Annotated in this window: 13 protein-coding genes; 4 read left to right on the top strand and 9 right to left on the bottom strand. The window is 72.4% G+C overall.

Annotation, left to right across the window (positions count from 1 at the left end):
- The coding region (locus LQV45_RS10315; protein ID WP_308288845.1) for a UbiA family prenyltransferase at positions 1 to 752 on the top strand (752 nt) is incomplete at its 5' end.
- A gap of 9 nt (positions 753 to 761) precedes the next feature.
- Here the strand turns inward: LQV45_RS10315 and LQV45_RS10320 are convergent.
- The 5 genes from LQV45_RS10320 to LQV45_RS10340 all read right to left on the bottom strand — a co-directional run bounded on the left by LQV45_RS10320 (position 762) and on the right by LQV45_RS10340 (position 4,712).
- Positions 762 to 1,202 carry a hypothetical protein gene (locus tag LQV45_RS10320; RefSeq protein ID WP_230006931.1) on the bottom strand — a complete coding sequence of 147 codons (441 nt, stop codon included), beginning with the start codon at positions 1,200 to 1,202 and terminating at the stop codon, positions 762 to 764.
- Positions 1,203 to 1,260: 58 nt separating this feature from the next.
- Positions 1,261 to 1,662 (bottom strand): hypothetical protein, encoded by a 402-nt coding sequence (locus LQV45_RS10325; protein ID WP_230006932.1) that lies wholly within the window; start codon positions 1,660 to 1,662, stop codon positions 1,261 to 1,263.
- Between the two features lie 78 nt (positions 1,663 to 1,740).
- Positions 1,741 to 2,856: an NAD(P)/FAD-dependent oxidoreductase gene (locus LQV45_RS10330; protein WP_230006933.1), complete on the bottom strand. Its 1,116-nt coding sequence runs from the start codon at positions 2,854 to 2,856 to the stop codon at positions 1,741 to 1,743.
- Positions 2,849 to 3,580, bottom strand: a complete 732-nt coding sequence (locus LQV45_RS10335) for a methyltransferase domain-containing protein (protein ID WP_230006934.1) — start codon at positions 3,578 to 3,580, stop codon at positions 2,849 to 2,851. Before LQV45_RS10335 ends, LQV45_RS10330 begins: the two co-directional genes overlap by 8 nt.
- A gap of 37 nt (positions 3,581 to 3,617) precedes the next feature.
- The gene (locus LQV45_RS10340; protein WP_230006935.1) at positions 3,618 to 4,712 is read right to left on the bottom strand and encodes a type III polyketide synthase; all 1,095 of its coding nucleotides are present in this window, start codon (positions 4,710 to 4,712) and stop codon (positions 3,618 to 3,620) included.
- Positions 4,713 to 4,874: 162 nt separating this feature from the next.
- Between LQV45_RS10340 and LQV45_RS10345 the strand changes: the two genes are divergently transcribed.
- On the top strand, positions 4,875 to 5,207 hold the full coding sequence (locus LQV45_RS10345; protein WP_230006936.1) for a hypothetical protein: 333 nt from the start codon (positions 4,875 to 4,877) through the stop codon (positions 5,205 to 5,207).
- A 114-nt stretch (positions 5,208 to 5,321) separates the two neighbouring features.
- Here LQV45_RS10345 and LQV45_RS10350 read toward each other — a convergent pair whose 3' ends face one another.
- The gene (locus tag LQV45_RS10350; protein ID WP_230006937.1) at positions 5,322 to 6,164 is read right to left on the bottom strand and encodes an SDR family oxidoreductase; all 843 of its coding nucleotides are present in this window, start codon (positions 6,162 to 6,164) and stop codon (positions 5,322 to 5,324) included.
- Between the two features lie 90 nt (positions 6,165 to 6,254).
- Positions 6,255 to 7,523, bottom strand: coding sequence for a glycosyltransferase (locus tag LQV45_RS10355; protein WP_230006938.1), 1,269 nt, complete (start codon positions 7,521 to 7,523; stop codon positions 6,255 to 6,257).
- A gap of 198 nt (positions 7,524 to 7,721) precedes the next feature.
- Here LQV45_RS10355 and LQV45_RS10360 point away from each other — a divergent pair, with 198 nt between their 5' ends.
- The gene (locus tag LQV45_RS10360; protein WP_230006939.1) at positions 7,722 to 8,207 is read left to right on the top strand and encodes a MarR family winged helix-turn-helix transcriptional regulator; all 486 of its coding nucleotides are present in this window, start codon (positions 7,722 to 7,724) and stop codon (positions 8,205 to 8,207) included.
- A gap of 39 nt (positions 8,208 to 8,246) precedes the next feature.
- Here the strand turns inward: LQV45_RS10360 and LQV45_RS10365 are convergent, their stop codons facing one another.
- Positions 8,247 to 8,588: a hypothetical protein gene (locus tag LQV45_RS10365; protein ID WP_230006940.1), complete on the bottom strand. Its 342-nt coding sequence runs from the start codon at positions 8,586 to 8,588 to the stop codon at positions 8,247 to 8,249.
- A gap of 167 nt (positions 8,589 to 8,755) precedes the next feature.
- Here LQV45_RS10365 and LQV45_RS10370 point away from each other — a divergent pair, with 167 nt between their 5' ends.
- Positions 8,756 to 9,691: an AraC family transcriptional regulator gene (locus LQV45_RS10370; RefSeq protein WP_230006941.1), complete on the top strand. Its 936-nt coding sequence runs from the start codon at positions 8,756 to 8,758 to the stop codon at positions 9,689 to 9,691.
- A gap of 11 nt (positions 9,692 to 9,702) precedes the next feature.
- On the opposite strand, the gene LQV45_RS10375 is transcribed toward LQV45_RS10370, so the two are convergent.
- The coding region (locus tag LQV45_RS10375) for a SulP family inorganic anion transporter (protein ID WP_374208181.1) at positions 9,703 to 11,189 on the bottom strand (1,487 nt) is incomplete at its 5' end.

An 11,189-nucleotide genomic window follows, 5' to 3' on the forward strand; every position in this document is an offset into this window, starting at 1 on the left:
TCACCGCACTGTCGCTCGCCCTCGGCATCGCCGCGGGGCTCGAGTCGTGGCGCCTGGTACTGCTGGTGGTGTCGGTGTTCGCGGGGCAGGTCTCGGTGGGACTGTCCAACGACGCGATCGACGCGGCCCGCGACATCGCCGTCGGACGCACCGACAAGCCCGTCGCCGGGGGAGCGCTCACCCCGCAGCGGGCGCTGGCGGTGGCCGTGGCATCCGTCGTCGTCGCCGTCGGGCTCTCGGCGCCACTGGGGCCCGGGCTCGTCGCCGCCCATGCGGTGGCCCTGGCCTCGGCATGGGCGTACAACGCCGGGCTGAAATCGACGCCCGTCTCGATCGTGCCGTTCCTGCTGAGCTTCGGGCTCTTCCCCTCGTTCGCGACGCTGTCGCTGCCCGATCCCGCCCTCGCGCCCGTCTGGGCGTCGCTCGCGGGTGCGGCCCTCGGCGCCGCCGTGCACCTCACCAACGTCGTCCGCGACCTCGACGACGACCGCGCCACCGGCGTGCGCGGACTGCCGCACCGGCTGGGCGCGCGTGCGTCGGTCATGCTCGCCGCGGCGGGGATCGTCATCGGGGCGGTGGCGGTGCTCATCGGTTCCGGCGGCGGCCTGGTCGGCACCCTGTTCTTCGGCGCGGTCGTGCTCGTCGCGGTCGCCACGATGGCGCTCGCCCTCGCGCGTCCGCCTGGTCGTGCGGTGTTCCAGCTCACCATGCTCGCGGCGCTGCTCTTGGCCGCCCAGCTCGTCGCGACCTGAGCGCGCGCCTCAGGCCGGTCCGACGCCGGCGTGTCGCTCGTCGGCTCGTAGGAGGAGCGTCGCGAGGAGAGAAGCGACGAAGCCCAGGACGATGCCGATCGACGCGCCCACCGCGACGAAGCCGACGCCGAGGTACGGCGCGGCAACGATCCCGAGAGCGAGCCAACTCCCCACGACCGCGAGGGCGGCGCCGGTTCTCGCCCGCTCGACGGCTCGGTCTGCGTCGGGGAGAAGACGGAAGGCGACGATGCCGCCGACCTGCGCCAGCACTGCGGTGCCCACACCGACGACCGCACCGAGAAGCGCAAAGGAGAGCGCCCCGCCACTGCCCTGGGTCGCCAGATAGTCCGGGTTTCCCGTCACCGAGAACGCGAATCCCGCCACCGTTCCCAGCGCCGCCCCCAGCGGAACGGGGAGCCACAGAGAGCGACGGTAAGCGCGAAGCATCATGGCTCGACTGTAGATGCGCGCTCGGAGCCGGGTGAGGCCCCACACCCGGTTGCCCAGGTCAGGCCGAGCAGTGCAGTGACGAGTACGTCTCGATGACCCGTTCATGATCGGGGAAGCCCGCGTCCGCGAGGGCTTCCCGAACGTCGGCGCGGACGACTTCGCGATGTACCGCGCCCTCGAGCACGGAGGCGGAGGGCCACTGCGTGTCGTCCAGCTCGGTGAGGGTCCGGTACCACTCGTGGGATTCCTCGCTGTCGACAGTCGACTGCGCGAGGGCGGCTCGGGCGACACCCCATGCCTCGTCGGTCGCTCCGTCCGTCACCCCCGCGAGCCACCACTCGACACGGCATGTGCCTCCGGTGACCGTGATCTCATCGACGCGATCGACCTCGGCGGGACGCACCACACCGCAGGAGCTCAGTGCGCCCGCGAGCACGAGAACGGCGATCGGGAGCACCATCCGTCGTCCACGCATCGCCTCACTCTCCAAACCGTGGGCGGCCGGATGCCGAGACCACCGCAACGCACAGCTCGACGCCTACCGCGCCGCCCGGTCGAACCGCATCGCGTACGCGCGGGCGAACACCGCCCCGCCCGGACCGCGCAGTAGGGCGCGCAGCGCCGCCGATCGCGCGGCGTGCCCGCCCCGACCGGCCGCACGCCCGAGCAGCGTGTTCAGGAACGCCAGCCGCGCGGCGTGCCGCGCCGACGCCACCCGGTCCCGCTCCCACCGCGCGATGCCCGTGGGCTCGTCGCCGCGCACCCACCGCGGCAGGAGCGGTGCCACGGTGAGCGCGTCGAGCAGACCGAGGTTCATCCCTTGCCCGCCGATCGGGCTCACTTCGTGCGCCGCGTCGCCGACGACGATGACCCGCCCCCGCCGGAGCGCCGGGGCGACCGCGCGGCGCACGCGGAACGTCGATGCCCCCGACGTGTCCACCTCGACCCCCACGCGGTCCGCCAGGGCATTCCGCAGGAAGCCCTCGGCATCCGACACGTCCGCCGTGCCCGCCCACGCGACCAGCCGCCGCCGTCCGTCCGGAAGGGGGAACGACTCCACGACCCCGCCGCGTTCGAGATGCACGAGCGCCGTCGCCTCGCCGGGGGCGGCGACGTCGACCATCGCGTAGCGGTCGGGGTACTGGCGCGTGCGCACGGCGCCCGGGCGATACACGAGGTCTCGTCCCGACCATCCGGATGCCACGACCACCACCGCAGCGCGGATCTCTTCCTCGCCGCGCGGCCCGACGGCGAGAACCCGCGCCGACGTCCCGTCGTCGTGCACTCCGGTCACGCGCATCCCGCGCCGCACGGGCGGGGCGAGCCGGGACAGCACGGCGACGGTGTCTGCCTGGGGGAGCGCCGCGACGTACGGATGCCGCACGCGCAGCCGATCGAAGCGGATCGCGGCGAGCATCCGGCCGTCCGCGCGCGCCTCCCCGCGACGGATGCGCACCGCGCGCTCCAGCAGCGCGTCGGTGGCTCCGGACGTCTCCAGGTGGGCGAGGGCGGGGGAGTGGATGCCGATCGCCCGGGTCCCGGCATCCATCGATTCCCGCCGCTCCAGCACCTCGACGTCGACGCCGCGGGCGCGCAGGTCGGCCGCGAGCGCCAGGCCCACCGGACCCGCTCCCACCACGAGCACCTCAGGCATCGACGTCGGCCGTCCCCGCGGCCACGGCCAGGAGCCGGAACGGCGCCGGGGTCTGCACCCGCCAGGGCTCGCCGAGCGCACGGGCCAACTCGTCGGAGCGGTAGCTGCGCCGGATCGACCGGAGACCGTCGGTGCGCAGGAACGTTCCCGGCGCGAGCGGCGTCACCCCCAGCGCGTACAGAACGTAAGCCCACCGGCCCCGCGCGATGTCGGCGTGCAGCACGACCGAGCGGGCGAGCGCCCGGGAGTCGTCCGCGAAACCCCGGAGCTGCGCGGCATCGAGGTGGTGCAGGACGTGGTTGGACAGCACGACGTCGAACGCGTCGCCCGCGGCGAGCAGCTCGGTCGAGGTCCGGGCGACGAAACGCACACCGGCCCTTTCGCGCTCCCGCGCCGCGACGAGGGCGCGAGGATCCGGGTCGGCACCGACCCACTCGACGTCGAGTCCGTCGCGCGCCGCGAGGCCCGCGAGACGCACGACGACGTCGCCGCCGCCGCAGCCGAGGTCGAGGACGCGCGCCGGTCGATCCAGCGCCCGCAGTCGCGGCCGGAGTTCCGTGGCGTACACGCGGCCCCACGCCGACACGGCGCGGTTGACCAGGTCGAAACGTCGATAGGTCGCCGCGAGCCGACGCGGATCGCAATCGGCGGCGTCCATCAACTCGGTGAGCTCGGTGTCGCGCGACGCGAGCCCCCGGCGCACGGTGGCCGGCCCGCTGTTCATGCGCACCCCTCGCCCACGCCGATCGCAGCCCGGACGCTCACGCCGCCGGCCGGCGCAGCACGAGGCGCGCCGCCTCTACCGTCAGCCCCGGCCCGAAGGCCAGGGCGGCCACGCGATCGCCGTCGACGAGCGCCTCGTCGGCGAGCAGGTCCCGCAGGATGAACAGCAGCGTTGCGCTGGACATGTTGCCGTGTGCGCGCAGCACCTCTCGAGAGGGCGCGAGGGCGGTGGCATCCAGCGACAGGGCCGACTCGACCCGGTCGAGGATGCTCCGACCGCCGGGGTGCACGGCCCACGCGTCGACCTCGCCGAGATCGCCCAGCACGTCTGCGGCGATGGCGGCGATCTCGCGGCCGATGATGCGCGGGACCTCGGCGGTGAGTGTCATCTCGAAGCCGAAATCACCGACCGTCCAGGCCATGTCCTTCTCGCCCTCGCCGGTCAGGTGCGTCGCGAACCCCTCGAGGTCGAGGCCGGCGCGATCGGGGTCGGCGGCGGCCACGATGGCGGCCGCTGCCCCGTCGGCGAACACCGACGCGGCGACGATCTGGTCCGGATGCGACGAGGTCTGCCAGTGCAGCGAGCACAGTTCGGCCGCGGCGACCAGGACCACGGCCGCGGGGTCGGCCGCGACGATGCGTGCGGCGAGGCGCAGCGCCGGGATCGCCGCGGCGCACCCGATGAACCCGAGGTGGTAGCGCTCGACGGTCGCGGACAAGCCCAGGTCGCGGACGAGGAGAAAGTCCGGGCCGGGGGCGAACATGCCCGTGCACGAGACCGTCACGACGTGCGTGATGGCATCCGCTTCCCGACCGGACCCGGCGATCGCGGCCGTGGCCGCCTCGGCGAACAGCGCGGGCGCGGTCCGGCGGTATTCGTCGTTGCGCGCCCCGGTTGGAGGCATCAGCAGCCCGTCGTCATCGCGCACGGCGAGGCCGTCCGCAGTCAGGTCGGCGAGCTGCGGCAGCACCGTGTGCCGGGTGTCGATGGCCGCGGCGTCGAACGCGGCCCCCACCAGACGCTGGCTGCGTCGGTCGAATCCGGGCTGAGCGGCGAAGAGATCGCGCAGCGCCGACTGGGTGACACGGGTGCGGGGCAGCGCCGTGCCGAGAGAGAGGATGCTCGCGGTCATGACTCACTGTAGGCACGGTTCGCGCACCCCACGGCGGGGATGGTGCCGCCTCCGCCCGCCGTCTATGGTGCGGTCGCGGGGCTGCGGGGCGTGTCAACCCCGTCGGGCTGTGGGGGATGCCGATCGTACGCTCGCTGCTCGCCGTTGGACCGGAGGGACCCCGTGACCCCTGATCGACACGTCGACCCCACGAAGGTGACGAACCAGGATGCCGTGCGCCGACCGAATCCGCTCGTGTGGATCGCGGCCTCCGGGGCGCTCGCCCTCATCGCGGTGGTGCTCTTCGCACTGTCGGTCCCGATCGTGGCGGCGTGGGCGTGGATCGGGATCGCGGTGCAGGTGGGGATCTTCACCGCGATCGCCGTCAACGGCCTCACCGGGCGGCGTGGCCCGGCGCAGGGGTACGTCTTCGCCGTCCTGATGTGCGTGCAGGCCGCGGTGGCGCTGCTGGTCATCGTCGTGATCGCGGTGGCTGCCTGGGCGCCCCTGCGCTGACGCGAGGGGCGCCCCGCGCTCCTAGGCGCCCTGCGCTGAGGGCGGGACGCCCCGCGCTCCTGGGAGCCCTCGCGCTGAGCGAGGGACGCCCCGCCATCCGGGACGCCCCTCGCGTCAGAGGATCGGCTTGCCGCCGGTGACCGCCACGCGTGCGCCCGAGACGTAGCTGGCCTCGTCCGAAGCGAGCAGTACGTACACCGGGGCAAGCTCGGCCGGCTGGCCAGCGCGGCCCATCGGCGTCTGCTCCCCGAAGCTCGCCACCTTCTCGGCCGGCATCGTGGCGGGGATCAGCGGTGTCCACACCGGACCCGGGGCCACGCTGTTCGCACGGATGCCGCGCTCGGCGAGAAGCTGCGCGAGAGACGCGGTCATGTTGGCGATGGCGGCCTTCGTCGCGGCGTAGGGCAGGAGCGTCGGATTCGGCATGTCGGAGTTGACCGAACTCGATCCGATGATCGAGGCCCCCTCCTTCAGATACGGCAAGGCCGCCTTGACGAGGTGGAAGTAGGCGCTGACGTTCGTCGCCCACGTGTAGTCCCACTCGTCGTCCGATACCTCTTCGAGGGTGTCGTGGCTCATTTGGAAGGCCGCATTGCTCACGAGCACGTCGAGACCGCCGAGCTGATCGACGGTGTGCGCCACCAGGTCGCGGCAGTGCTGAGGGTCGGACACGTCACCGGGCAGGAGGATCGCGCGCCGGTCGGCGTCCTCGACGAAGCGCCGGGCCTCCTCGGCATCCTCGTGCTCGTTCAGATACGCGATCGCGACGTCTGCCCCTTCGCGAGCGAACGCCAGCGCGACGGCCTTGCCGATGCCGCTGTCGCCGCCGGTGATGAGCGCGACCTTGCCGTCGAGGCGGCCCGAACCGCGGTAGCTGTCCTGGCCGTAATCGGGCTTCGGATCCATCGCCCGGTCGGTGCCGGGCACGTTCTGTTGCTGGGCGGGCTGCAGGGTCATCTCGTCCTCCTCCGGGGTGGGGTGCATCCCACTCCACCCGCTGCGGCGCGCACGCGCACGAGGGTTGACAGTCCGAGCCCGAGCCGAGCGTCAGGCCGCGAGCGCGTCCGCCAGGGCGAGCCCCTCGATCGCCCCGCGATAATCGGCGATCATCCGTCGGCGGTCCATCCGGGCCCGCGCCGAGATCGCGGCCCAGCGCAACTCGATGCGCCGCGACAGCGCTTCGTGCCACGCCCCGGCGATCGCTCCGGCGTCGCGCGGGGTCACCAGACCGACGCCCGCGACCACGCGCGCGGCGTCGCCGACATCGGTCGTGACCGGGATCGCACCGGATGCCGCCCCCTCGGCCAGGCACAGCGGCGAGGCCTCGCCGAAGGCGCTGGTGAGGGCGACGACGTCGGCGATGCGGTACAGCTCCGGCATGTCCTCGCGCAGCCCCAGCGCGTGCAACGGCACGCCCGCGTCGAGTCCCGCTTCGGCGACGAGCGCCGCGAAACCGGGGTTGCGGTGGGTCATCCCCGAGCCGCACATGACGTAGTGGGCGCCGGGGTGGCGGCGCGCGTGGAGCGCCACGGCATCCAGGAACAGCGCCGGGTCCTTCATCGCATCGAACCGCGCCGCCAGCAGCACGACCGGAGCTGACTCGGGGATGCCGAGCCCGAAGCGGATGCCGCGCCGCTCGGCGCGCGTCCCGGGGCGGAACCGGCGCGTGTCGATGCCGTTGTCGATCACCCACGCCTGCCGGGCGGAGACGCCGGCGCGTTCGTAGGCCAGCGAGGTCGACGCCGCGCAGGAGATCGTCGCCGACACCGCTCCCGAGGCGCTCGCGTCCAGGAGCCATCCGAGCGCCGGGCCGGAGTGCGTGGGGTCGGACCGGTGCAGACACGCGGCGGTCGGACGGTCCGGGAGCATCCCCGCGCGCTCCAGGGCGACGATGAGGCTCAGCGGCTGCTCCTTCAGCGACAGCACGAGGTCGGCATCCGCGATCAGGCCCGCGGCGTGTGCGAGTTCGGCCGCGCTGAACGACTCCGGGGTCATCGGCTGCCCGCCGGCGACGCGGTCGAACGTGTCGATGTGCACGCCGGCGGCGCGGAGGGCCCGGAACCGCGTGTCGTCGTGGGCGTGCTGCACCGATCCGTCACGGCGGGCTGCCGAGGTGAGCGAGAGCACGCGGTGCTCTTGCGACCCGTCGGCGGCCAGGCCGGCGACGACGTCGGAATGGAGGATTCGGGCGCCTCCGGCGAAGAATCCCTCGTACAGGGACAGCACGCGCACGGGTCGGTTCATCGCGACCGCTTTCCGGGGAGGGGCGCCGCCGAACGGAGCCGGATCGATCACCGCTTCTTGCGGTTTCCCCATGGTGCGGGGTCGACCCTGGGCGGCGGGTTACGCCGCGAAGACCATTTCGTGAACGCGTGCAACGGGTGAATCGGGATGCCGTGTCCCCGGCCTCCGGCCCCCTCCACCGCGAACGTCGGCCCGTTCAGGCGAAGATCAGCGAGCGTGGGGGGCACAAGGGCCCTCGCGGAGCCCGTGAGGTGAGTACGATCAGGGGTCGTGCACACCTCCTCCGACACGTCGACGCCGCCCGCGCAGGGCTCCGCTCTCGGGCGCGCTCTCCGGGCCTACGACGAGGCGCGTCGCGCCGCGGTGGCGGAGGCGCGACGCGCCCTGTCCTTGAACGAACTCGACGCGAAGGCGCTGCTGTTCGTCGCGGACAACCCCGGCGCGCGACCCTCGCACGTCCGCGACCACCTGGGCATCACCTCGGCCGGGGTGACGACCCTCATCGATCGTCTCGTGCAGCGCGGAACGGTGAGGCGCGACCTCGACGCCGAGGACCGCCGGGTGAACCACATCACCGCGATCGTCGACCTGGACGCGCCGCCGTGGTCGTCGCTGCGCGCGTTCGATGCCGCCATCGACGCCGCCGTCGCGACGATGGAGCCCACCGAGGCCGACACCGTCGCGACGGTGCTGGAGCGTCTCACGGTCGCCGGGACGGCCTCACGCCTCGCGGCGGCTGGCGCGACCTCGCGCTGATCCCGGCGGCCCGTCCTCGGCGACGCCGGTGACGAGCGCTCAGGAGTGGAGGTCGACGAACGCCTCGGCGCGCGCCTGCAGGAACGTGCACAGGGCCGAGAGCATCGCGAGTTCGCCGGAGAGGGCGAGGACGCGGGCCGAACCGAGCGGGGCCGCGTTCTCGCGGGGCTCGAAGGTCACTGCCCACCCGGCGGAATCCGTCTCGGTTCCGGGAGCCACGTAGAACGTGGTCGAGACGCTGCGCAGCCGCGCGGCGATCAGCCCCGCGTCGGAGTCGTCGTCGTCTTGCGGGATGACACGCAGGATCTCGGCGTCGTCGTAGCCGAGCGCGCGGAAGTCGTCGACCCACGACTGCAGCGTGGCGATGGTGCGGAAGGGCATGTGGCATCCCGTCGGTCGTGCCGCGAGTGCGGCGAGGGCTTTTCGATTATGAGTCCCCGCGGACCGACACGTGCATCACCGTCGACGTGAGAGCGGTTCCATCGCATACATCGTCGCACGGCGCAACGGCCTAGCCGCTTTCGGCAGCCGGAACGTAGGAACGTCCCGTGGAACATACGCGCGTCGAGACCCGTGACACCGCAACGGTGGAAGAGCTGTGGCAGACGGTGGTCCCCGGGGCCCGCATCTCGCGGGCCGACGACATCCAGCCCGCCTTCGTCTTCTCCGGCGCCGTCGACCCCGGCTTCGGCTTCTGCGACTACTCGATCGGCTCGACGATGGTGGTCGACTCCGATCCGGAAGACCAGATGGTCGTCGGATGGATCGCCGGTCCCCGCATCCGCGCCACCTACCGGCGGGACCGCATCGACACCACGGTGCCGTTCATGGTGATCGATCGTCCCGTCGAGATCGCCTTCTCCGGACGCATCGCCGGCACCGCGATGTCGTTCGCACGCTCCGACGTGGACGCGGCCGCTCGACGGCTCACCGGGGACGACACACTGCGCGTGCGCCCGACGGGGCACGCGCCGGTCTCCGACCACCGGTTGCGGTACTGGACCCGGACGTGGGAGTACGGCCGCGACGTGCTGCTGCGCTCGTCCGAGCGCACCCCGATGATCGAGCAGCAGGTGCGTTCGCTGCTGCTCGAGGCGTCGCTGATGACCTTCCCGACGACGTTCACCGAGTCCCTCGCCGCGGGGCGACCCGCCCGACCGTTGCCCGCCCCGGTGCGGCGCGCCAAGGCGTACATCGAGGCGAACGCCCCCGGGTCGGTCTCGTTGGCCGACATCGCCGAGGCGGCGCGATTGTCTCCGCGCGGTCTGCAATACGCCTTCCGTACCGCGACCGGACGCACACCGATGCAGTACGTCCGCCGCGTCCGCCTGGACGCAGCTCGCGCCGACCTCCGCGCCGCTGATCCCTCGATGGACACCGTCGCGGCGATCGCCGCACGGTGGGGGTTCTCCAATCTCGGCCGCTTCGCCGCGATGTACCGGGCGGAGTTCGCCGAGACGCCGTCGACGACGCTGCGCTCGTAGGCCCCCGCGCGTCAGTGGGCGCCGGTGACACCGCCGCTGAGGCGTTCGTGCAGCCGCGCGGTGTGCGCGTTCATCCCCGTGATCTCGACCCGCTTCCCGAGGTGGGCGTACTTGGTCTGCACCGCGTCGAGCGCAGCCACCGTGGAGGCGTCCCAGACGTGGGATCCCGAGAGGTCGATCTCTACCTGCGCCGGGTCGAGGTGGTAGGCGAACTTCGTGGTGAGGTCGTTGCTCGACGCGAAGAAGAGCTCGCCCTCGACGCGGTACCGGGCCAGGTCGCCCTCGACTGTGCGGTGCACGACGGTGACACTCGCCACGCGCCGGGCGAACAGCACGGCGGCGGCGACGACGCCCACGCCCACCCCGATCGCCAGGTTGTGGGTCCACACCGTCACCGCGACGGTCACGATCATCACCGCGGTCTCGCTCAGCGGCATCCGCCGGAGGGTCGAGGGGCGGATGCTGTGCCAGTCGAACGTGGCGATCGAGACCACGATCATGACGGCCACGAGCACGGCCATCGGGATGATGGCCACGACGTCGCCGAACGCGAGCACGAGGATCAGAAGGAACACGCCGGCCAGGAACGTCGAGATGCGGGTGCGCGCGCCGGACGCCTTGACGTTGATCATCGTCTGGCCGATCATCGCGCATCCGCCCATTCCCCCGAACAGGCCCGAGAGGACGTTCGCCGCGCCCTGTCCGAGCGACTCGCGCGTCTTCGACGACGGAGTGTCGGTGATCTCGTCGACGAGCGCCGCGGTCATGAGCGACTCGAGCAGGCCGACGATCGCCATCGCGACCGCGAACGGGAAGATGATGCCGAGCGTCTCCCACGACACCGGCACGTTCGGGATCAGCAGCGCCGGAAGGCTCTCGGGAAGGGCTCCCTGGTCGCCGACGGTGGGCACCGAGATGCCGAAGACCACGGCGGCGCCGGTGAGCAGCACGATCGCGACGAGCGGGGCGGGTACGACGGTGGTCAGGCGGGGCAAGAGGTACATGATGGCCAGGCCCGCCGCGGCGATCGGATACACCGCCCAAGGCACGCCGATGAGTTGCGGCACTTGGGCGGTGAAGATCAGGATCGCGAGCGCGTTGACGAAGCCGACCATGACGCTGCGGGGGATGAAGCGCATGAGCTTCGCGACACCGAGGAGACCGAGGACGACCTGGAGCAGTCCCCCGAGGATCACGGTCGCGAGCAGGTAGTCGACGCCGTGCTCGCGCGCGACCGGGGCGATGACGAGCGCGATCGCGCCGGTCGCCGCCGAGATCATGGCCGGCCGCCCGCCGAGGAACGAGATGGCCACCGCCATCACGAACGACGAGAACAGGCCCAGACGCGGGTCGACGCCGGCGATGATCGAGAACGCGATGGCCTCGGGGATGAGCGCGATCGCCACGACGAGGCCGGCCAATGTCTCGCGCGTCAGCAGGCGCGGCGACCGCAGCGCCTGGAGCACGGTCGGTTCGGGGCGCGGGCGCGCGAAGACGT

Source organism: Microbacterium sp. Bi128, from assembly GCF_918698205.1.